Origin of the sequence: Brucella pituitosa (assembly GCF_965577835.1) — a bacterium.
GTDB lineage: Bacteria > Pseudomonadota > Alphaproteobacteria > Rhizobiales > Rhizobiaceae > Brucella > Brucella pituitosa.
Genome location: NZ_OZ264094.1, coordinates 285,333 through 307,546, shown reverse-complemented (window position 1 = coordinate 307,546; position 22,214 = coordinate 285,333). Strand labels below are relative to the sequence as shown.

Below are 22,214 nucleotides of genomic sequence, written 5' to 3'. Positions count from 1 at the left end.
TTAACTTCTTCTTATCAACCAGATGTCGCGTAACTTCGAATATTTGTTGCACAAAATAAAAATGGAATCTCATATGAAGCTACGTCACGGTTTACCAAGTGATATTCCTTTTATTTATCGCTTGGAAAAACAGTACATTGAAGAGCTTGAAAATGATCAGCTAACAAAATGGCAGGGCAATATAGAGCGCCATCTCGAACAATGGATTAGCAGCCTTCCCCAGACAACAATTGCACAGTTGCAGGGCGCGCGGGCAGGCTATCTGTTTTGGGAGCGCGAAGGCGAGAAAGCGCTAATTGCGTCGGTGAATGTCGCTACTGAATGCAGACGCAAGGGAGTCGGTTTGGCTCTAGTAGAAAGTTTCGAGAGTGAAGCTCGGCTCGCCGGGTGTTCCGTGGCGGAACTGGGCTTCGTCACCCATAATCCTGCAAGATATTTATATGAAAAATGCGGCTATCAACTCTCGGGTATGGAAGGCCGCTATGTGTTGATGACCAAGCGCTTAGGAACGCTTGGTCTCAAAAGCTTTGACTGAGATTTCCGAGACCAGTTCGCCATTTTTGTAGAGGCTACCCGAAGCGTACCATTTTGGTCGATTTGGAATTGAATTTGATGGCCTTTGTTCTTGACTTGATCTCAAGAACGGGATTGCTCCATTCTCAGCAAACGTGCTCGGCTCTCTTTCCAAATAACCGACCAAGAACAATGATCACGACTTCAATGTTCAGATAAGGCTTCCTGCCAATTTTGGCCGCCATAAAAGAAGCCAAGCACAACAACCTCTTGCTCAGTGTCATTGAAGGCGTTCGTAACTCTACGTTCAAAGCCAACGGTTCGCAGTCCTTCGCGTATATCGTTACGAAAAGTGCCGCACTCAGAAGCGTAGTCGAAGCCGCGAATATAATTTTCAAGCCTATCGATGTATCCGAGCGCTGTCTGAGGCGAAGCTCTTTTGGCTCCAGTCATAAAGAGCCAAAAGAGCTGCCTCCGCTTCCGGTGATAAAATAACCCCCCTGCGGATCACTTTCGCACTTTCATGCGTCCAGCATGTCGATTGCAAACTGAAGCAAAAGCAGAATCGACACTTACCGCACGGGACGGGTCGGATTTCATTGCGTCATACGATGCAGCAATTTCATTATGTAGCCAGCGCTCAATCACTTCATCCCGCTCTCTTAATGCTCGGATGCCAGCACGAACAACCTCACTAACTGAGGCGTAATCCCCATTCCTGACTTTGGATTCGATGAAGGCTGCTTGCTCACTAGGCAGGCTAATCGTACGTTTTTTGATATTGGCCATTCTACTTTTCTTTTTGATCGCATCAAGCATGGTATGAATAATTCACACCATCAATTAAGCTCCATGCAAAGGGCCTGTCTATTGGATGCAAAAACCCAAAAATGGTAATTTTGAACTGATGCTAACACAAGAAGCTATTTCAAGAGATCGGGGCATCCGGACGGCGCGCATTTCCAGAGTGCCAGTCAAGGCATTTGCGTAAGCCTCAACATAAGCAGACGCTCAATTACAGACGTTGGTGGTATATGCTTTCAACGAAGCTCAGGCATTGGCAATTCGGCCGGATGCATCTACATTCTCTCTAAAAAGAAACGACAGTTGTGCCAATTCACAAGAAAGCTCAGTGCATAAGCATTTCATTGCAGTGATTGAATAATATCGTATCTGATTGCCCGAAGCGCTCGCAGAGGCGTGGGGAACTAAATTTATAATGCGGGCTCGCCCGTCGCAACATAGTCTGGGAGGACACTATGATGAAACTCATCGCCACTCTGGCGACAACACTTGCTATTTCCACTGCGGCTTTCACCGCACAAGCACAGAATTATCCGGAACGAACGATAACCATGGTCGTGCCATTCGCTGCTGGTGGACCTACAGACACTGTAACGCGACTCGTCGCGGAATCCATGTCCAAGGATCTTGGACAACAGGTCATTGTCGAAAATGTCGGCGGCGCGGGTGGAACACTTGGTGCAGGGCGTGTCGCAACCGCCGATCCGGATGGTTATACGCTTCTGCTGCATCATATCGGCATGGCCACAAGCGCTACGCTCTACCGCAAGCTCGCCTATGACACGCTGAATGCCTTCGAATATGTCGGCCTCGTCACGGAAGTTCCGATGACCATTGTTGCGCGCAAGGATCTCGAACCGACCGATCTGAAGGGACTGATCGATTACGCCAAGGCCAACAAGGACACCGTGACAGTCGCCAATGCAGGTATCGGTGCAGCATCGCATCTTTGTGGCATGCTTTTCATGAGCGCTATTGAAACTCCGCTCGTCACAGTTCCTTACAAAGGAACAGGCCCGGCTATGACTGATCTGCTCGGCGGACAGGTCGATATCATGTGCGATCAGACGACCAACACAACCAAGCAGATTCAGGCAGGCACGATCAAGGCCTACGCTGTGACATCCTCCGAACGTCTGGGCGTGTTGAAAGACCTTCCAACAACCAAGGAAGCGGGTCTGGACGGTATGGAAGTGGGTATCTGGCACGGCATTTATGCACCAAAGGGAACACCGGCGGACATTACCGAGCGACTGTCGAAATCGCTTCAGCTGGCCCTGCAAGATCAAAACGTGGTTGCCCGTTTCGCTGAACTCGGCACGAAGCCGTCATCGGAATCCGATGCAACGCCAGCCGCATTGAAGGCCAAGCTCGAAGCCGAAGTCACCCGCTGGAAACCGATTATCGAGGCTGCCGGACAATACGCTGACTAATGATATTGCAAGCAATCGCGGCGCGTTTTCTAACGCGCTTCGATTGTCGATATTCGCGTCTGCGCGTCGAAGTCACAGCCGCCGGATACACAACCGATTTCATATGCCGGACCACCGGCATAGCCCTTTCAACGGCAAATCCGAAAGATGATGGGCCCATGAACGAGCCTTCGCGGAAACTCTCAATCGATCCGCCTAATGGATTGTGCGGCGCCCTTCTCGCACTGACCGGCGCCTTTTTTGCCTATCAGTCGCTGGGGCTGGACATAGGTACATCGTTTCGAATGGGACCGGGATATTTCCCGCTTGTCCTGTCCGGTGTCCTGATCCTGCTTGGACTGGTTATCCTTATACAAGCCACACGGGTCTCCGGCGAGCCCATGGGCCCAATTGCATGGCGCGGCCTTTTCTTCATTCTGCCTGCCCCGATATTCTTCGGCCTAACCGTGCGCGGCCTCGGTTTCGTACCGTCGCTGTTCCTGACGTGCCTCATCGCCTCTTTCGCCTCAATGCGCATGAAACCTCTCGCAGCCATCATTCTTGCTGCTGCGGTCACGATTTTCTCCGTCATTGTGTTCAGCTACGCGCTCGCGCTGCCCTATCAGCGTTTCGGGCCGTGGTGGCCATTCTAAGGGGGCACGAGCATGGAACTTTTCAGCAATCTCGCGCTTGGCTTTTCGACCGCATCAACGCTTGCCAATCTCGGCTTTTGCCTGATCGGGGTGCTGCTCGGCACATTGATCGGCGTCCTGCCTGGCATCGGCGCCACGGCCACTATCGCCATGCTTCTTCCGGTCACGTTTCAGATCGGCGATCCGGTTTCCGCACTGATCATGCTGGCTGGCATCTATTACGGCGCCCAGTATGGCGGTTCGACAACCGCTATTCTCATCAACATGCCCGGCGAATCCTCATCCGCCGTGACCGCCATCGACGGTTACCAAATGGCCCGCCGTGGGCGTGCGGGTGCGGCACTGGCAATTGCGGCAATCGGATCATTCTTCGCCGGGACTGTCTCCACCTTTCTGGTCGCGATCTTTGCTCCGCCGCTGACTGAAATCGCCCTGAAATTCGGCTCGGCCGAATATTTCTCGCTGATGCTCGTGGGTTTGGTTTCGTCCGTAGCGTTGGCGCACGGTTCAATCATCAAAGCTCTGGCGATGGTCGTTCTGGGACTTCTGCTGGGTCTTGTCGGCACGGATATCTACACCGGCGCGCCGCGTTTCACCCTTGGCATCACGGAATATGCCGACGGCCTCAATTTCGTGGCCGTTGCGGTCGGCGTGTTCGGCATTGCCGAAATCCTACGCAATCTTGAAAGCGAACATTCGCGCGAAGTGCTGATGGCGAAGGTCACAGGGCTGATGCCGACACGAGACGATTTCAAGCGTATGGCAGCTCCAATCTTGCGCGGAACGGTCATCGGCTCGGCGCTTGGCATCTTGCCTGGCGGCGGTGCCATTCTCGCCTCGTTCGCTTCCTACACGGTTGAAAAACGCATTTCTAAAACGCCGGAGGAATTCGGCAAAGGCGCGATCGCGGGCGTTGCAGGACCCGAATCCGCCAACAATGCCGGTGCACAGACATCTTTCATCCCCATGCTGACGCTCGGCATTCCAGCCAATCCGGTCATGGCATTGATGATCGGCGCTATGATTATTCAAGGTATTGTACCCGGCCCAAATGTGGCAGCCGAACAGCCCGCCTTATTCTGGGGTGTGATCGCATCGATGTGGATCGGCAATCTCATGCTTATAGTCCTGAACCTGCCGCTGATCGGTCTTTGGGTGAAGCTTCTAACGGTACCTTATTATGTGCTGTTCCCCATTATCATGACGTTTTGTTCCATCGGAGTTTATAGCGTTAATTCCAATGTCTACGATCTCTACGCGGTCGCCTTCTTCGGCTTGATCGGCTATCTGCTGGCCAAACTGCGTTGCGAACCCGCTCCGCTGCTGCTCGGCTTCGTTCTCGGCCCGTTATTGGAGGAGCATTTACGTCGCGCCATGATCCTGTCACGGGGCGACCCGGCAACCTTCATCACCCGGCCAATCAGCGCAATTCTGCTGACAATAGCCGCAGCCGTTCTGGTGGTCGTTCTACTTCCATCGATACGCAAGAAGCGCGACGAGGTGTTTGTGGAAGAGAGCTAGCTGTCTGGTTGCAGAACATCATTGGGATGTTGTAGGTTGGGCTATCGCAGAGAATGCTTGGCGTTTCGAACCCATGTTGAGCGAGAGCCTTTGAGATGATGCAATCCATCCTCAAGCACGAACAACCCCAGCAGTACGAACAGAGATTGCTCGATCAACGGAGCCGACAAGTGTCGTCGCCAGACGTTATGGTATCAGCGATGAAACAGTGCGCAAATGGCGCAAACGGGGAGAGCATGCAGTCCAGGACCGTTCGAGCCGGTCAAAACGTTTGCCATGGCGCGTAACGGAGGAGGAACGGGCCATCATCTGCGCAGTGCGACGCGCGACCGGTTTTCCACTGGATGACCTGACTTTCGTTCTTCGCCACTTTCTGCCGCATCTCAACCGAGACAACATCTATCGTGTGCTGAAAGCTGAAGGTTTGAACCGGCGCCCTGCAAAACCATCGACCGGCCCGGTCAAAGGACAACGCCGCTTTCGCGAATACGATCTTGGCTATATCCATATCGACGTCAAACATTTGTCAAAGCTGCGAACCGCAGATGGAGAGATCCGCAAGCGTTATCTCTATGTTGCAATCGATCGCTGTTCCCGCTTCGTGCATCTGGCTGTTTACGATGCTGAAAATGCAGCCAACGCTGTTGCCTTCCTGAGCCGGGCACGAAAGGCCTTTCCATTCCGCATCACCCATGTGCTCACGGATCTTGGGTCCTGCTTCACCGCTGATGTCTTCGAAGAAGCATGCGTGAAACTCAAAGTCGTCCTCGTACGACGAAGCCCTATACGCCCCAGACCAATGGAATGGTGGAACGTTTTAACGGTCGTATCGCCAGCGAAGTTCGTGGGATTAATGTTGCCGATCATCTCGATCTTGAGACCCTGCTCGTCGGCTTCAATCATTCCTATAATAGTCGACGGCAGCGCGTGCTCAAGGGTCTCACACCCTCCCAGATCGTTGAAAGGCACATCAACATCTCACCGCAGTTGTCCAATCCGCGCTATAAGCCCACAAAACAGGATCGCGTCATGGAAAAGGTCGATAACGTCACTCATAAGTGGGTTGCCCATATATCCGATTCCATACCCGATAATGCACGAAGCATTTCGTTCGGGTCCGCGGCGGAAATCAGCCAAAGTTTAGCATAGACGACAGGCATTCCCTTGTTCGATCTCCGACGGAGGCGAGAGAACATTCCTTCGTCCCGAACAGCCATCGTCTGATCGACTCTTAAGCGTACACGTCAAGCCCCAAGCCTTCGGGCGTGACGTTGCGCTGAGGTCGACAGAATGGCCCAGAAAGGAGCGAGGGAAAGGTGAGACGCTGGTTTCCAAAGGGGTGGCGAAGGACCCCTTTGATCGCGGTTCCAAGTTTTTTGGGTTGCCGGGCTCTGGAGAATGGAATTGGAGCAAGAAGCTGGTATTGCGGTCCCAACTCTCCGTGGCAAAAAGGAGCGACTGAGAAAATCACTACGGCGTAGACTCATAAACTGATGCACCAGATGCGGACAGCGATGAGTTTGACAGCAGCCAGGAAATTGGCCGGGTTTTTGTCGTAACGTGTTGCAATGCCGCGATAGTGCTTGAGGCGGTTAAAGAAGCGCTCGACCAAGTTTCTCTGGCGATATACCCATGGCGAGAACGCAAATACGTCCTTACGGTTTGATTTGGGAGGAATATTGGCCCAGATTTTCCGTTCCGCTGCGGTCTTCCGGATCGTATCGGTATCGTATGCTTTGTCCGCAAGCAGCGTGCCGCCTTCTTTGATGCATTCTAAGAGCCCCTCAGCCTGTGAACAATCAGCGGCCTGTCCACCTGTCAGGCAAAGATTGATCGGACGGCCTTCTGCATCAACAATCGCGTGGATTTTGCTTGTGAGGCCGCCACGGGAACGTCCCATGCAACCATCGTCGGCATCCCCTTTTTTCCTGTGGCTCCGTGCTGGTGAACGCGGACACAGGTACTGTCGATCATCACAATATCACCGTCATAGGCTTGAGAGACGGCCTCCAGCAGTCGATCCCAGACACCAGCACGTCGCCAACGAACGAACCGGTTGTAGCAAGTCGTTGCAACACCATAGCGCTCAGGGATTTCAGACCATGACGATCCTGTGCGGAAGCGCCATAGAATGCCATTGAGTACCATGCGATCATCGACGCGGGGTACACCACGCGGTTTGCATGGCAACAGCGGCGCAATAATCGACCATTCGCGTTCTGTCAGTTCATAGCGGCGACGTGACATCAAAGACCTCCAAATCCGAGACATTTGAATCACTAATCCATTCAAATAGCTAGACTATTTATGAGTGCACGACCTAGTTGCAAGGGCAATCTCTGTGATGATGAACCATTATGATGTTCAAGAAATGGCGCTTCAGCTGTCCAGACGAGGCGTCGTCCTTTTTCGTCAAGTGAAACAATTCTTTCTCGCGCCGTTGCACCGTCGACAAACGTCACGATGCGCGCTCCCGGTACGACTTTCGTATCGATGACAAAGCCCGGTACAAGCCGTGTGTGTAAAGCGCCAATATCGCGAATGGCATCCCAAGTCTGATCGGGAGAAGCGCGGGTCACCACTTCTTTCTGGATTGTGGCCATGATTGTCAGTCCTGCAAATTACAAAAGGCTTCCAGGCGATAGCCATCGGGATCTTTGACAAACGCCGCGTAGTAGCCGGGTCCGTAATCCTCTCTTATGCCAGGCTTTCCGTTATCCAACGATTCCTGCTTCATAGCAGCGTCGTAAAAGGCTTCGACATTTTGCTTGGTCTTCGCGGTGAAACAAAAGTGGAGCCCAGATGTCTCATCAGCTGGTACTGGCTTTTTACTTTTCAGGACGTAAAATCGAGCTTTTTCGATGCCATAGCCAAGCGCAGTTTCGTCTTCGCTTAAACACCCGTAACCCAAAACTCCGAGTACAGCGTCATAGAATGTTTTGCTTCGTTCGAGATCTTTTACGCCAATCGAGATATGATCGAGCATGCTGTTTTCCCTTTACTGTTGTCACGGGAGTTTAAAAATGACTGAGATAAAAAACTTGGGAAAAATTGCTTTTCTCAACACAGGACGTGACAGTGACTGACAGAGTGGAAATTAAGCCCATCGCATCTGGAAGTGGCTGGCACGTCGTCGATTTGACTTGCCATTCCGGTCCCAATGACAAGCCTTTTGAAGAAGAGCACAATAGCGTCGCGGTAGCAGCAGTTTTGAGCGGTACTTTCTCATACCGGACAACTCAGGGGCGAGCGCTACTTGCTCCCGGATCGATTTTGTTAGGCAATCACGGACGCTGCTTTCAATGTGAACACGAGCACGGTATCGGCGATCGCTGCATCTCGTTCCATTTTACACCTGATTATTGGGAGGAGATCGCAAGCAGCACTCCCGGAAAGCACCGAGGCGTCTTCAACATGGCAAGCCTGCCTCCGTCGAAAGCCGTCCTTCCAACAGTTTCCCTGATCGAGGCGACGTTAGGCCAACAAGAGGCGGATATGGAAGTCGTCGCTCACGATTTAGCCGCTATAGCGCTAGGCCTTGCCATAGGTTCAGTTGCTGTGAACGGAAATGTTCAGAAAGAGCATGAACGCCGCGTTTCTCAGATCATTCGCCATATTGAAACGACTGCTTATGATCTGGAGAATAATGCAACATCGCTTGCGGCGCTCGCTAACCAAACCCGTCTTAGCCGCTATCATTTCCTGCGGATATTCCGAAAGCTCGTCGGCATCCCCCCGCACCAGTACATTCTCAGTTTACGCTTAAAAAGAGCGGCTGTAGTTATAAGAACAACCAATACGCCTCTATCCATCGTCGCACTTGAGGCCGGATTTAATGATCTTTCCACCTTCATCCGTCAGTTCCGCGGGATCATGGGTGTCAGTCCCCGGGAATATCGCAGGCTTTTCTGATTACCGATTTGAGGAACTGATTTAGTAATCGACGCCGAAAAGGACGGCATTGTTGCCAGCATTGGAAGTACGCGCTGGAAAATCTCACCGCCTACCTACCAATATTTATGGCGGGTTTCCCAGCACACGCGAAGCCACTATTTTTGCGCCGTTCGCGCAAGGGACGATTGCAGTAATTCTACTAACGTCGAGCGCTGATCCGGTTTGAGTTTGTCGAGCTTACGTTGTCGCTAGCGGATCGCCGGGAGCTCTGCAACGTGGCTGATTTTCAGCAATTTCCAAGCGGGGTCACCACGCCCAAAGCTAATCAGAAATTCGCGTTGTTGATCTGGCATTTTTCCGATCACCATTTCAATCATTTCATGTTGCGTTTCGATTAGCTCCTTAATATCAACGGTGTTTTCAGTCATGCCCTCGAAACCGTTGCGGTATTCATTCTCAAGATCTTTTACTCGACCCGAAAGCACTGCTCCCATGGGACGATTATGGCTCAGGAGATAGACAATAAAAGCTTCGCCAACGCGTCGCTTAAGGCTTCTGATCTGCGCATGCCTCAATGTTCGCTATGGTCAAATACAGAGGCGCTTCCGAATTTTGATCGCATGAATGAAAAGGAAAAATCCGAAGCGGAACTATATGGCTTACTCACGGAGGATAAACTCGAATCGAGCCAATATAGAAAAAGTGTCAAAAAACGGTGACGTAAACTCTCTAGGAAGACGATTTAAAGCTTAGAGAGTTTCGAGGTCATATGCTGGATTTGAACGATCTACGGCTTTTCGTGGGCATTGCCGATCAACAGGGCATTGTCAAAGCGGGACGCCTGTTTAATCTCCCCAAATCAACAATGAGCAGGCGACTTTCGGCTCTCGAAGATCAGGTCAAAGGGCAGCTTGTTATACGTAACAGCGAAGAGTTTAGACTGACCCAACTTGGGAAAGAACTCTACGATATCGGTAAGTCGATGTTAGAAATCGCCCAACTCGCAGAAGATGTGGTCGATGACAAAAAAGTGCAGATTGCAGGCAAGGTCTCACTCAGCGTTTCTCCACTTATTGGAGAACTTATTTTCAAATCCTGGCCGCACATTGAAGATCCATTTCAAAACCTATCACTGACGTTAGATATTTCGGATCGCGTAATCGAAGGCTCATCAAGCTTCAGCGATCTCTATATCGTCGCGCACTCCTGGCAGTTGCGTGACAATGCGTTTGTTCAAAGACGCATATGTCGAAATCCCCTTCTTATTGTGGGATCTCCTGATTTGAAGATAGTTCCGCCCCAGACAGAAGGAGGCATCCTCAAACTACCTCACCGTTTATTCAGCTACGGACGTGATGCCGAGGAAACGACATTCATCTTCAAAGATGCGTACGAAAAGAGCGTTGTGTTATCGCAAAAGCCCAATCTGGTAACAACCGACGCGGCTTGCCTGAAACAACTCGCCATCGCAGGGCACGGCTTGGCAATTGTACCAGAATTCGCTGTTCGGGAGAGCGTTCGCCGCGGCTTATTAATTTCGGTTCTGCCGGGCTGGATTGGGCCTGACGTTACGTTCAGCCTCTTAACACCATCTCGCCGTCTGATGAGCAAGACGCTGCGATATGTTGCCGATACTGTCGGGGAGGTAATCAAGGACAGTGTGATCCGCGGTAAACCCTTGTATTCGATGGTTCCAAATTGGGAACCAGCAGTTCCAGCCAATTACAGACGTATTGTTACAGGACTGTCATATGCGTCCTCTAGCAAGACACTGTCTGAACCGGACAGACCGGCTTCAACAAATCCTGAAATTGAACCGGCGGAAAGCGACCTTACAATGCTCCCTTCCTTGAAAGCCCTAGGTATTGCCGCGATGGCGACAGCTGGCATTCCTCTCGTGGCCGTTGCTGATGACGCGCAAGGCCCTCTCGTCCTTTATACCAACGATTTTGAAGGCGTGATCACGGACCGCTTTGAGGCCGACAGTGGCCGTCAGATCGATGTCGTACAGATGAGCGGCGGTGAAATCCTCGCACGTATCGCTGCAGAAGCCAACAATCCGCAATGGGACGTTTTGATCTATAACGGTTCTTACAGTTTCCATAGTCTGGATCAGCAGGGCTTGTTGAAGCGCGATGTTTCGCCATCCAATATCGGCAATTTAAATGAGATTGGCGTTAAGCATCTGCCGGAAAACCATTCTTGGTTTCCAATCGGAATGGCTGCCTCCTGCGTGATGGTCTATCGTCCGGATCTCGTCAAACAGCCACCCCTTAATTATGCTGACCTCGCGGATCCGCGTTTCAAGGGCATTTTTGGGATGGCAGACCCAGCAGTTGCAGCACCTGCATATCCGTGTGTTGCTGAGTTCTTCCATTCAATGGGCAAGGAAAAGGCAGAAGGCCTTTTTACTAATTTCTTTGACAATGGCATGCGCGTTTTCCGCACCAATGGCCCGGTAGGCCGCGCTTTAACGGCAGGTGAAATCTCAGTCGCGATGATTACGTCGCAGGTTGCTTACACCCTGAAGGCATCCAGTGAAGCTCCTGTTGAAATTGTCTGGCCGCAGGAAGGTGCACCTGGGGTTATCCGGGGTGTAGGCATTCAGGCAAAGACGCAGCGACCTGAAGCGGCACAGGACTTTGTCGAATGGCTGTTAAAGCCTGAAACTCAGGGCTATCTGCAAGAGGCAGCTGATTCAGACGGTCTTTTCGAGCCTACAGTCAAAAATGCGCCACGTCGCGCAGATGGTCCTGCAGAAGGACTGGTTTATCGCGTTGCACCTGATGACTATGCCGTCGAGCATGAAGCTGAGATCAAGACGTGGTTCGCTGACCGCGCTGTGAACTGATCGAGCGGAAACGGGACAAATCCTGCCGTTAATTAAGAGAACAATATGACCGACGTTTTTGTCTCACGACGAAATGGCGAGCGGACGACTGTCCGCGCGCGTCTGATACCGGAAGTTAAAGCCGAAGATGTGCTGGGTATGCTTGTCGTGCTGGCGTTGTTCATTCTGGTGCTGGCGCCACTTGGCACCGTACTGATACAGGCATTTTTGCCCGGCTTATTTCATTCACAATCAACGCATTTCAGCTTGAGTGGTTTGGCTGAAGTGTTCAGTCGACCGCTGTGGCGCACGGCTCTCCAGAATTCGCTTTTCCTTGCGAGTGCTTCGGCCTTTTTTGGCTGTCTGTTCGGCACGCTGCTTGCGATTTTACGCCAGTCACCGGCACTTAGATTTGGGTGGATGCTCGATGTTGCAGCCTGGGCTGTGATCATCCTGCCCTCTTTCATTTTGGCGCAGGGATGGAGCCTATTCGGCAGTCGTGGAGGTATTGCCGTTTCTTGGTTGGGATTGGACTTCATACCAACTGCACTTTTCAGTCCGTGGGGGCTGGTCTTCATCATGAGCGTTAAGGCAAGCCCCTATGCGTATCTGACGGTACTCGCAGCCCTGCAATGGAAGATGGATGATTTCACGCATGCGGCGCGTCTTTGCGGCGCCTCTCCATTCCGTGTGCTTACAACGATCAGCATTCCAATGCTGTTGCCTGCCGTTCTATCAGGCGCCGTGTTGATATTTATTGACGTTCTGGGCGATTTTGGTCTGCCAGCTGCCCTTGCCACCACATATCGTTTTCCAACGCTTACCTACGCAATTTATGTGGCAATCAATCAATCGCCGATCCGCTTTGATCTCGCGGGCATTCTGGCTTTCTACGTTACAGCGATCATGCTGATGGCAGTTCTTGCTTATCTGTTCTTGGTGCGCCGTCGGCGTTATGACTTTCTCGGTGGCAAAGCACAGCTCTTCCAGCATAACAAAACGACGCCAAGCCTGTTTTTAAACGGAGCCGCATTGGCGGCAATATTTCTGCTGCTGATCATACCTATCGGCTCCAGCGTTCTCGTTTCTTTCACACAGCGAGTGAGTGCCGGGTTCAATTTTGAAAACCTGACGCTCGATCATTATCGCTACGTCTTGAACACGAGCGGAGCATTTCTGACAGCGTTGCGCAACTCGCTGCAAATTGCTGCTCTCGCGGCTGTTGGGAGTGCCATTCTTGCTGCTGCCGCATCTTATGTGCTGATCTTTTCTGATTTTCGGTTCAACAAGTTGATCGACGTAACATGCACTTTAAGTCTTGCAGTGCCCGGTGTTGTATTGGGTATTGGTTATATCTTCGTCTGGAATGCGCCAATTCTAAGCGACTTTAATATTTCGCTCTATGGGAAGCCATCGATATTGGTGCTGGCGGGCATTGCGGGATCGGTCCCGATTGCTATTCGTGTTCTGTTGGGTGCTATGGCACAGGTTCCTGCATCAATGCTCTCAGCTGCGGCGCTGCAAGGTGCCGGACTTGGCAGGCGCATCGTTACGATTGTTCTGCCGCTTATCGCCGCAGCCCTTCTTTCCGCGACCCTGACTGCTTTCGGCTCGGCCGTATTCGATCTTGCAATCAACTCAATCCTTCGTCCACCACGCCTTGATGTTCTGCCAGTTCATGTCAACCGTGCGTTTGAACAGGGACTGTTTGGTGCGGCGACGGCCGCAACGCTTATCGCGGGTTCAGCGACGATCGTAATAATCTTTGTCTTGCGCACACTGACGCTCTCCACATTGCGCAGGTTGATAACTGCTCCGAGGACATGACATGCTTGAGATGGTGAATATCTCCCGTAAGTACGGTAAAAATACAGTTCTTGACAATTTGTCTCTGACTGTCCCGGAAGGTAAAGTCGCATGCCTAGTGGGGCCTTCTGGTTGTGGGAAGTCTTCGATCCTGAGGCTTGTGGCTGGGCTGGATCGTCCTGATGAAGGCGAAATACGCCTACGTGGGAAAGCGATATCAACGCCGGCTAAAGTACTTGAGCCGCAGCGGCGTGGGCTTAATATGGTTTTTCAGGACTACGCGCTCTGGCCGCATATGAGCGTTGAACGCATCGTCGGATATGGTTTGAACCGATATGCAAAGGAAGCACGCTCCAAACGCGTTAACGACCTTCTCCACACGATGCAAATCACGCATCTTGCCAAGCGTCTGCCCTCGCAAATCTCAGGTGGGCAACAGCAACGCGTGGCAATTGCCCGCGCTCTTGCAACCAATCCCGATCTCCTGCTGTTCGACGAGCCGCTTTCTAATCTCGACGTGCAATTGCGTCTTGAGATGCGTCGAGAATTCGCGCGCCTATTTCGTGATCTTGGCAAGACCGTGCTTTACGTTACACATGATCCATTGGAGGCGAGCAGCTTCGCCGATGTTCTTGTCGTTTTAAAACAGGGGCGTATCGAACAAGTCGGCGATCCGCAGGACTTGTTTTCTAAACCGCAGTCCAAATGGATCGCGGGACTCGCGGGCTATGACAATCGGATTGCTGCACAGATCGTTGGCGCAACAAATAACGGTATGCTCTTAGTCAGAGCAGGGTCTCAAGACCTTGTCCTGCCGGCAAGTGTAGACGTAAATAGCGGCTATAGGGGTGAGGTCGATCTTATGCTTCGCCCCGAAGCAACTGCTGTCGATGTCAGCGTGTCCGGAGAACCGGGTCGATTACGGCTACATGGTCAGGTGTTGCAAAGCTTGTTTGAAGGTGGAAAGTGGCGCGTAGAAACGGACCTCGGCAACGCAACGATTGCTGCATTCATTTTGAACGAACGCCACGCATCTGGGACAGTTATCAGTCTTGATATTGATCAAACGCATGCCCTTCTTTTTCGCCCCTGATTTGATACTTAGAAAAATGTTCCCGAAACCAATGATCAAGCCTTATTCCAAACCATCTTTTGCCGACGAAGCATTTCGTGAGTGGTATCTGCCATCGGGTACTCAGTGTCTGGGATATGTTCCATTCCCGGTCGCTACGGTTTTGATCCGTAATGGGCTGTTTGTAGATAACGGCGCGCGCCTTGAGTTGAAGGGGTGCTGCGAGCAGATGAGTGGCCTCACTGCGACACTTGAGAAAGTCCGGGATGCCTTATGGTCAGAAGGATTAATCGTTGAACACCGCAATGAGGTCATGGATGTTCTTTACCATTGTAACGCTGAACCCATAGCCACTATTGACCGCAGCGCATTGCGAATTTTGGGGCTGTGGGCAACGAAAGTTCATGTGAATGGTGTTATAAAGACATCTGAAAACAGCAATGCCGAAATATGGCTTTCGCAGCGTTCTGATACCGCGAATGCAGCACCAGGACATTGGGATACGTTGGTGGCGGGCGGCAAGGCAAGCAATATAAGTGCACTTGAAACCGCTGTTAAAGAGGGATGGGAAGAAGCCGGTATTACAACAGAACTCATGTCCGATCTTATGCAACGTGGCCGTACCCCATGTATCTATTTTAGTCCACAAGGAATGCATCGGGAATTGCTTGTCTCGTATGATCTCGTTCTTCCATGCGATTTCGAACCCATATGCAACGACGATGAGGTTCAGGATTTCAGGCGTGTCGATGCAAGAACACTAACTCCTTCAGATGGTAAAACCCTACCCATCAAGTTCAGCTCCAAGATGGTTCTCACCTCATGGGAAATTGGTTCATGAAATTGGACGGTCCTCATTGAGTTACCTAGGTTTCTAAGCCTCTAATTAAAAATTTCCGTCAAGGATAGCGGTGATTTCGTTTGTGAGTCATGCCGAAGCGCGACTTTTGCATTTCACTTCTTTTCTACTCGAATGGCGTCATGTTTCAAATGATTTGAGCTAGAACTGGGAATCTTGACCGGTTATCTGTAAAAGAGGGCATCGGTGTGTATCTGGCTTGATTCCGACCGCTATGTTCTTGACCATCCGTCAGGCTTGTAGCCTTGTAAACGTTACGATATTGGGTGCGTGTATAGAACTTCTGGTATCAATATCGCACTGCGAAACTCTTATCGATGGTGAGTGATTTCAGGCTGCGAAACCGGCTGGGATGACCAGAATTGCCTGGATTTCCATGCTTCTTAGCCGATTTCCGCCGGGATTGGCGGCCCCGATCCAAGCGCATTGACTGGCCCCACATCGATTTATCCAATGTATTTCATGATGGTTGCTGAGAATGACAGGTGAACCACAAGCAAAGAAAACTTGGCTTAAATTTCTGGTCAATCAGGGAAATTCCGGTGATCTCGGAAGACGAACGGTTTCATCAATTCAGGGGATCTGTCTCCGCCCAATCAGGAAGACCGACGGGCTGTGATGTTAAGGGAGGAGATAGTCCACTGAATCATATTCTTTATGCGGGCAAGTAAATTTCTCGCACGCGGGTGTCTCCTGCCAGTCTCTCTGCCGGACCAGATACGTGGATTTGACCATGCTCGAAAGCATAGACATAGTCGGCAATTTCAAGTGAAAGATCGACATTCTGTTCGACGAGAACAATCGATACACCCGCTTCAGCCAGTTTGATGATGATCTCAAAAATCTGATGAATGATGATGGGCGCCAAGCCCAGCGAAGGTTCATCCAAAAGCAACAGTTCCGGATTGCCCATCAATGATCTTGCAATTGCCACCATTTGCTGTTGCCCGCCTGACAACCGCCCAGCCTGACTTTTCCTCCGCTCTGCCAGAACAGGGAACAGCGAGTACACATGGTCGAATAACTCAGCTTCTGTCTTACCGCGCCCTTCTAAATAACCAGCCATCAGATTTTCTTCGATGGTGAGGTGCTGGAAAACTGCGCGGCCTTCCGGACAATGGCCGAGCCCGCGCTTTGCGATCTGATAAGGCTTCATACGGTCGATACGTTCGCCCTTGAAACTGATTTTTCCTGCGGAAATGGGGCAAACGCCGCTTATAGAGCGCAGAAGCGTGCTTTTACCGGCTCCATTCGGGCCGATCAGAGAAACAATTTCTCCTGCATGTAGCTCAAGGTTGATGCCATGCAAGACTTTCACCCGACCGTAGCCGGATTCGATTTGCTCGACTGCGAGCAGCGGCTTCGATGTCACTGATTGCACCTGGCTGGCCAAGATAAGCCTCCTGAACTTGCTGATTGTTACGGATGTCGTCAGGCGTTCCATGCGCCAATACACTACCGCGGTTCATCACATAGATTTCGTCTGAGATGGACATAATGAGTTTCATGTCATGCTCAATGAGTACGACGGCGATGTCGCCAGATTTAAGATCAACAATATGATGCTTGAGCTCTTCTGTTTCGCCGTGATTGAGGCCTGCGGCGGGTTCGTCCAGAAGAATAGCATGGGGATCATTGACCATTGCGCGGGCGAGTTCGACCAGCTTTTGCTGACCATAGGCGAGCGATCCGGCGAGCCTTTGCGCATGATGCGAGATGCCCAGCTTTTCCAGAATAGCGTGGCACTTATCACGACGATGTCTTTCGGCACTTCTGCCGGGCAGGGCGTCTGCGATAAGCGCTGAAATGGTTCGAGGAACCAGTGCTACTTCAAGGTTTTGCATCACGGTCATGCCGTCGAACAGGCGAATATTCTGGTATGTGCGGCCAAGGCCGGCATGGGCCACAGCATGTTTTGGCAGCCGTTGTAGTTCAACACCGTTAAGAACAATTCGTCCTGATGTCACCTGATAGGAACCAGCCGCCATATTGACGAGGGTTGATTTACCCGCACCATTCGGGCCGATGATTGAGGTGATTTTACCAGGCTTCATGGTGAGCGAGGCATCATCGACCGCTTTATGTGCACCAAAGGCTTTGGTGACGTGTTCAAAAATTAGCATCAGCGTCTCCCCAATTTCGCGGCTAGCCATGAGGGACCATATTGGCGGCTGATAATGCCCATAGGCCGTAGCAGGATAACGGAGACGAGCGCGATGCCGAATACGAGCTGACGATAATCCGCGTAGTCACGCATTAATTCCGGGATGAGCACGAGAATGGCTGCTCCGAGCATAGCACCGAATGGGTTTCCGAGGCCGCCGACAACCAACACAAGAACAATGGTGAGCGACTCCCAGAAGGTGAAGCTTTCCGGGCTGACGAAGCGTTGCATGGATGCAAAGACAACGCCGCAGATACCCCCGATTACTGCACTGGTAGCAAAAGCTACGAGCTTGACCTTTGTCGTATTGATACCGCAGCCACGAGCGGCATCCTGATCTTCACGCACCGCAGACAAAGCAATTCCAAGTGCGCTCTGCTGCAACTTCCAGACAAAGAGGAATGTGATGATTAGCAAGCCGATGAGAAGATATAGAAAATCCAACGGTGACGAGATCGTCCAGCCAAGAAGCTTCGGCTCGTCAATACGGGCGATGCCCTGTGGCCCATTTGTCAACCAGTTCAGATTGTTCATCAGAACTCGAATGATTTCACCAAATCCAAGTGTGACAATCGCCAGATAATCGCCACGCAATCGCAGCACTGGGATACCAAGCAGGATGCCAGCGATGCCAGCCAGGACTGCACCGATCACCAGAATAACTGGAAAAGGCAGGTGTAACCCCAACTGGTCGGACGCCAACAGTGCATATGTATAGGCGCCGATCGCGTAGAAGGCGACGTAACCCAGATCGAGCAGTCCGGCATAACCAACAACGATATTAAGACCCATTGCCAGAACGGCATAAAGCAGAATCGTGTCGAGTACGCGCAAGGGATAAGTGGGGAGGAATTGCCCAAGAATAATGAGCGCGAGGGGAAATATCGCAAGCAACAACATGGTTCGCCCCAAGGCGTTACTTGTTGGTGCTGGAACGCAATCTGCGCTCAGGGGAGGAGCTTTAGAAGTCACTTTTGTACACCATCGTTTCTTCACTGACCTTTGCGCCCAGTAGGCCGGACGGACGGAACAGAAGGATGAGAACGAGAACGGAGAAGGCGAAGATATCGCGATATTCCGTGCCGATGACGCCGCCGGTCAAACCCGGAAGGAGAGCTGTTGCAAAGGTTTCGATGAAGCCGAGCAAGATGCCACCCAACATCGCACCGGGGATAGAGCCGATGCCGCCGAGAATAGCTGCCGTAAAGGCCTTCATGCCGATTACAAAACCCATCGTGAAGGTCGCAACCCCATAGTATGATGCATAAAGAAGACCTGCGACAGCACCGAGACCGGGTCCGATAAAGAAGATGACCGAAATTGGAATATTTGGATTAATGCCGATAAGCGAAGCTGTATTGGCATTTTCTGCGACAGCACGAATACGGATACCCATACGGCTTCGATTGACGAATAACTCCAGTGCAACCATTAGAATAAGCGCGATTGCGAGGATCGTAATCTGCTTCCAAGTAATAATGATGCCGCCAATTTCAATTACGCCGCTTGGCAGCATAGATGGATAGATGATGGGACGGCGTCCTGCGATAAGCATGACGACATTCTGGATAATGATAGCCATGCCAAGTGCGGAAAGCATTGGGGCGAGGCGGGATTTGTTGCGCAAAGGTCTGTATGCAGCGACTTCAATCGACATTCCAAGAACGCCGATTATGACGAATGAGAGAATGCCAACGATGACGGCTGCACCCGGAAAACCGGCAATCCCCAGTGAACCACTGAGAAACACAGCGATGAATGCGCCTGACATGAACATTTCGCTATGCGCGAAATTGATCAAGCGTAAAACGCCGTAAACCATCGTATAGCCCAGCGCGATAAGGGCGTAAATTGAGCCGACTGTCAGCGCATTGACAGTCTGCTGGAGGAGGAAGGAAGACATCTGCGAAGCCTCGATTGCCGAGGTGCGCTTAGGAAAAAGCAAAGCACAGCCATGCTCGGGGGATCCAAGCGCACCATTTTCAAGTTTGGACAGCAAGCCTCTGACTATTGCGAGAGGCTTGTCTGCGCCAGATCAGCGTTACTTCACGAGGGCGAACTTACCGCCATCAACCTTGTACAGGAAGATGAAAGGGTTGGTGAGTTCACCGTCCGGTTTGAAGGATACTGTTCCAACCATGGATTTGAGGTTCGTCTTCGCGATTTCTTCTGCAATTGCCTTGCGTGTCAGCGGTGCTGGCAGCTTCTTCATGGCTTCTAGGATGACTGAAGCTTCAACAAAGCCATAGGCTGAATATGGCCCAGCATCTTCACCGAATGCATCCTTATAGGACTTGGCGAAGGCTTCCAGTTCTGGTGACGAGTCATAAGGAGGTGCCTGGAACGAAACGATGGCGCCTTCAGCATTCTCAGGGCCTGCACCATTGATGAAGTCTGACGAGAATGCGGAATCTGCGCCGAAAATCGTCGACTTAATGCCAAACTCGCGTGCTTGTTTCACGAAAAGGCCAACGGCTGGCATAACGCCGCCAAAATAGATGACATCTGGATTTTCTGAACGAATACTGGTGAGCAAAGCCGAGAAATCAACGTCGGTCTGTGTGACGCCAGAGAACGAGGTCACATTGCCGCCGTCTTTTGTGAATGTATCGCGGAATACTTCGGCAACGCCCTGACCAAAGGCTTGCTTATCATGGATGATTGCAGCTGATTTGGCCTTTAGCGTGTTGATTGCATAGTCAGCAGGGGCCGAACCTTGCGAAAGATCATTGGCAATTGGGCGGAAAAGATTCTTGTAACCCGACTGCGTGACTTTCGGATTTGAGGCGTTTGTTACTTGTGGCAGGTCGCAGCGATTGTAGACGTCTGAGGATGGGATGGTTACGCCGCTGTTGAAATTGGCAACCACGCCAAGCATCGCAGCATTGTCGCAATGTTTTTGCGCAATCAGTGTGCCTTGCTTTGGATCGCCATTGTCGTCGTCGCGCTGAAGAACGACTTTCTCACCATTGATACCGCCCGCGTCATTGACCTGACGAATAGCGATCTCCATGCCATTCATCCATGTCACACCGAAGATTGACTCGGCATTGGTCAACGGACCGGCTGCGCCAATGATGATATCTGCATGGGCAGCACTCGACAGGCCTGCAACAGCAATCGTTGCTGCAAGAAACTTTTTATAAGCTTTCATTGTAACCCTCTTTTGGTTTTTTCTAGCCTTCATGGGCTGGTATTATTTTTATTTTGCGGATTGACCGTCACCCGCCGACGCCTTTTTGCTTTCAGGCTATTGCCTTAAGCCGTCTCCTGTTCCCGTTGATCTGATCTGCTTTCGATCAAAGATTTCATGAGATTGTTTGCAACGCGCTGAATATGCTTGCGCAGCGTTTCGACAGCACGCTCAGTGTCTTTCAGCTTCGCATAAGCCAGAAGGGCACGATGGTCGGAGAGTTCGAGTTCAACGTCCTGAGCGACTGCGATCTGAAGGTTAATATAACGGTTCGCATTATCATGGACGCTTTTGAGCAACTTCAGCGCGACTGTGCGTCCGCTCGGCGCATAAAGCGTTTCATGAAATTGCCAGTTCAAGTCACCCCAGTTTTCGACGTTACCGTCGACAAGGGTTTCGTCTGTCAACTGCTCTGCACGACGTAGGTCGGCGTCAGAAAGACGTGGTATCGCCATCTCAAAAAGCCATGTCTCAAGATGAATACGAATGTCAAAAAGTTCCTGAATCTCAGCCAGTGACAGCGCCTTAACGACTGTTCCCTTGTGCAATTCAGATTGGACAAAGCCTTCTGCCTCCAGCTGACGAATAGCTTCACGAATAGGAATGCGAGAAACGCCAAGCTCGGTTGCCAATGCTTCCTGCCGTAGCGGGGTGCCTTCCGCGAGCTCGCCAGCAATAATTCTGCGGCGTAGCTCCACTACGATCTGGTCAGTAAGGGATTGTCTCCCGATCTTGTTTGTCATCAGGCTCTCCATTTCCAAATTGGATACAATATGCAAAAATAAGAGTCAATAGTGAAAAATAATGTCTTATATAGCCAAATATAGAAAAATAATTTCATTTATAGCGTTGACGACGGCATTATTTCCGTTACAGTTGGATATTGTATCCAATATTGACGAGTAAAAGCTCGCATCGGGGAATCGAAATGACCAATAAAGACACGAGGGCAATCGCTGGAGAGGGTCCTTGCGGAGATGTACTTATCGTTCAACCGGGTTCAGCTGAAAGCTACTGGCAACCAGTTCCTGCGAATGGTTCTATCGATGTCATTTTTGCACCGCATCGGGTTCCGATGGAGCATCCGATTGGCTTTGGAACGCAGACAGTTCCGCCGGGTGGTTATGTACGGGAACACGCTCACGATCAGAATGAAGAAGTCATCTTCGTCGTATCCGGCAAAGGGCGTGCGGTGATTGATGGCGAGAGCCATGAAATGAACCCGGGTTCCGCTTTTTTCATCGGCAAAAATCGTCGCCACATGTTTATCAATGAAGGCGAGACCGATATTCTCTGGACATGGCTGATTGTGCCTAATGGTTTGGAAGATTTCTTCCGCCTGATCGGGCGTGATCGCGTGGATGGTGAGCCTGCACCGGAGCCGTTCCCGAGACCTGAGAATGTGTTGCAGATCGAGCGCGATACCGTTTTCGCAGCTCCGCCATCCAATCCTTACAAGGTTTAAATACAAAAATCCCCGGCCAGCAAACATT

General features: G+C 51.2%; 20 protein-coding genes and 3 pseudogenes. 12 read left to right on the top strand and 11 right to left on the bottom strand.

Annotated elements, in window-relative coordinates:
* Window positions 1-73 precede the first annotated feature (73 nt).
* Window positions 74-535 (top strand): GNAT family N-acetyltransferase, encoded by a 462-nt coding sequence (locus ACSME1_RS20710; RefSeq protein ID WP_181153659.1) that lies wholly within the window; start codon window positions 74-76, stop codon window positions 533-535.
* A 485-nt stretch (window positions 536-1,020) separates the two neighbouring features.
* Here ACSME1_RS20710 and ACSME1_RS20705 read toward each other — a convergent pair whose 3' ends face one another.
* A complete protein-coding gene (locus tag ACSME1_RS20705; RefSeq protein ID WP_105707498.1) occupies window positions 1,021-1,302 on the bottom strand; it encodes a type II toxin-antitoxin system ParD family antitoxin in 282 nt (93 codons plus the stop codon).
* A 470-nt stretch (window positions 1,303-1,772) separates the two neighbouring features.
* On the opposite strand from ACSME1_RS20705, the gene ACSME1_RS20700 reads away from it, so the two are divergent.
* The 5 genes and pseudogenes from ACSME1_RS20700 to ACSME1_RS20680 all read left to right on the top strand — a co-directional run.
* Window positions 1,773-2,750, top strand: coding sequence for a tripartite tricarboxylate transporter substrate-binding protein (locus tag ACSME1_RS20700; RefSeq protein ID WP_435655723.1), 978 nt, complete (start codon window positions 1,773-1,775; stop codon window positions 2,748-2,750).
* A 158-nt stretch (window positions 2,751-2,908) separates the two neighbouring features.
* Entirely contained in the window at window positions 2,909-3,382 is a 474-nt protein-coding gene (locus ACSME1_RS20695) for a tripartite tricarboxylate transporter TctB family protein (RefSeq protein WP_105707499.1), read from the top strand.
* Between the two features lie 12 nt (window positions 3,383-3,394).
* Window positions 3,395-4,903: a tripartite tricarboxylate transporter permease gene (locus ACSME1_RS20690; RefSeq protein WP_105535469.1), complete on the top strand. Its 1,509-nt coding sequence runs from the start codon at window positions 3,395-3,397 to the stop codon at window positions 4,901-4,903.
* Between the two features lie 103 nt (window positions 4,904-5,006).
* Window positions 5,007-6,052 (top strand): annotated as a pseudogene (locus tag ACSME1_RS20685) (IS481 family transposase).
* Window positions 6,053-6,257: 205 nt separating this feature from the next.
* A pseudogene (locus ACSME1_RS20680) lies at window positions 6,258-6,366 on the top strand (IS30 family transposase); the annotation flags it as partial.
* A 20-nt stretch (window positions 6,367-6,386) separates the two neighbouring features.
* Here ACSME1_RS20680 and ACSME1_RS20675 read toward each other — a convergent pair.
* The 3 genes and pseudogenes from ACSME1_RS20675 to ACSME1_RS20665 form a co-directional block, all read right to left on the bottom strand.
* Window positions 6,387-7,150, bottom strand: a pseudogene (locus ACSME1_RS20675) (IS5 family transposase).
* Between the two features lie 41 nt (window positions 7,151-7,191).
* A complete protein-coding gene (locus ACSME1_RS20670) occupies window positions 7,192-7,506 on the bottom strand; it encodes an SRPBCC family protein (protein ID WP_435655722.1) in 315 nt (104 codons plus the stop codon).
* A 5-nt stretch (window positions 7,507-7,511) separates the two neighbouring features.
* Complete coding sequence (locus tag ACSME1_RS20665; RefSeq protein WP_435655721.1) at window positions 7,512-7,889, bottom strand: VOC family protein; 378 nt, start codon at window positions 7,887-7,889, stop codon at window positions 7,512-7,514.
* A 104-nt stretch (window positions 7,890-7,993) separates the two neighbouring features.
* On the opposite strand from ACSME1_RS20665, the gene ACSME1_RS20660 reads away from it, so the two are divergent.
* Window positions 7,994-8,815 carry a helix-turn-helix transcriptional regulator gene (locus ACSME1_RS20660; protein WP_435655720.1) on the top strand — a complete coding sequence of 274 codons (822 nt, stop codon included), beginning with the start codon at window positions 7,994-7,996 and terminating at the stop codon, window positions 8,813-8,815.
* Between the two features lie 230 nt (window positions 8,816-9,045).
* Here ACSME1_RS20660 and ACSME1_RS20655 read toward each other — a convergent pair whose 3' ends face one another.
* Window positions 9,046-9,291 (bottom strand): hypothetical protein, encoded by a 246-nt coding sequence (locus ACSME1_RS20655; protein ID WP_435655719.1) that lies wholly within the window; start codon window positions 9,289-9,291, stop codon window positions 9,046-9,048.
* A 275-nt stretch (window positions 9,292-9,566) separates the two neighbouring features.
* Here ACSME1_RS20655 and ACSME1_RS20650 point away from each other — a divergent pair, with 275 nt between their 5' ends.
* From ACSME1_RS20650 to ACSME1_RS20635, 4 genes are read left to right on the top strand one after another with little or no spacing between them, the layout of a single operon-like run.
* Window positions 9,567-11,648, top strand: coding sequence for an extracellular solute-binding protein (locus tag ACSME1_RS20650; protein ID WP_435655718.1), 2,082 nt, complete (start codon window positions 9,567-9,569; stop codon window positions 11,646-11,648).
* Between the two features lie 45 nt (window positions 11,649-11,693).
* The gene (locus ACSME1_RS20645) at window positions 11,694-13,454 is read left to right on the top strand and encodes an ABC transporter permease (protein WP_435655717.1); all 1,761 of its coding nucleotides are present in this window, start codon (window positions 11,694-11,696) and stop codon (window positions 13,452-13,454) included.
* A 1-nt stretch (window position 13,455) separates the two neighbouring features.
* The gene (locus ACSME1_RS20640) at window positions 13,456-14,526 is read left to right on the top strand and encodes an ABC transporter ATP-binding protein (protein ID WP_435655716.1); all 1,071 of its coding nucleotides are present in this window, start codon (window positions 13,456-13,458) and stop codon (window positions 14,524-14,526) included.
* Window positions 14,504-15,346: an NUDIX domain-containing protein gene (locus ACSME1_RS20635; RefSeq protein ID WP_435655715.1), complete on the top strand. Its 843-nt coding sequence runs from the start codon at window positions 14,504-14,506 to the stop codon at window positions 15,344-15,346. Before ACSME1_RS20640 ends, ACSME1_RS20635 begins: the two co-directional genes overlap by 23 nt.
* A gap of 673 nt (window positions 15,347-16,019) precedes the next feature.
* Here ACSME1_RS20635 and ACSME1_RS20630 read toward each other — a convergent pair.
* The 6 genes from ACSME1_RS20630 to ACSME1_RS20605 form a co-directional block, all read right to left on the bottom strand.
* Window positions 16,020-16,721 carry an ABC transporter ATP-binding protein gene (locus tag ACSME1_RS20630; RefSeq protein WP_181153668.1) on the bottom strand — a complete coding sequence of 234 codons (702 nt, stop codon included), beginning with the start codon at window positions 16,719-16,721 and terminating at the stop codon, window positions 16,020-16,022.
* Window positions 16,654-17,487 carry an ABC transporter ATP-binding protein gene (locus ACSME1_RS20625; protein WP_105707456.1) on the bottom strand — a complete coding sequence of 278 codons (834 nt, stop codon included), beginning with the start codon at window positions 17,485-17,487 and terminating at the stop codon, window positions 16,654-16,656. The genes ACSME1_RS20630 and ACSME1_RS20625 overlap by 68 nt, the downstream gene beginning before the upstream one ends.
* Window positions 17,487-18,428: a branched-chain amino acid ABC transporter permease gene (locus tag ACSME1_RS20620; RefSeq protein ID WP_105707457.1), complete on the bottom strand. Its 942-nt coding sequence runs from the start codon at window positions 18,426-18,428 to the stop codon at window positions 17,487-17,489. The genes ACSME1_RS20625 and ACSME1_RS20620 overlap by 1 nt, the downstream gene beginning before the upstream one ends.
* A gap of 61 nt (window positions 18,429-18,489) precedes the next feature.
* Entirely contained in the window at window positions 18,490-19,431 is a 942-nt protein-coding gene (locus ACSME1_RS20615) for a branched-chain amino acid ABC transporter permease (RefSeq protein ID WP_435655714.1), read from the bottom strand.
* A 138-nt stretch (window positions 19,432-19,569) separates the two neighbouring features.
* Complete coding sequence (locus tag ACSME1_RS20610; RefSeq protein ID WP_105707459.1) at window positions 19,570-20,682, bottom strand: branched-chain amino acid ABC transporter substrate-binding protein; 1,113 nt, start codon at window positions 20,680-20,682, stop codon at window positions 19,570-19,572.
* 104 nt (window positions 20,683-20,786) lie between these two features.
* Window positions 20,787-21,464 (bottom strand): GntR family transcriptional regulator, encoded by a 678-nt coding sequence (locus ACSME1_RS20605; protein ID WP_105707460.1) that lies wholly within the window; start codon window positions 21,462-21,464, stop codon window positions 20,787-20,789.
* A 185-nt stretch (window positions 21,465-21,649) separates the two neighbouring features.
* On the opposite strand from ACSME1_RS20605, the gene ACSME1_RS20600 reads away from it, so the two are divergent.
* Window positions 21,650-22,186, top strand: a complete 537-nt coding sequence (locus tag ACSME1_RS20600; protein ID WP_105707462.1) for a cupin domain-containing protein — start codon at window positions 21,650-21,652, stop codon at window positions 22,184-22,186.
* Window positions 22,187-22,214 lie beyond the last annotated feature (28 nt).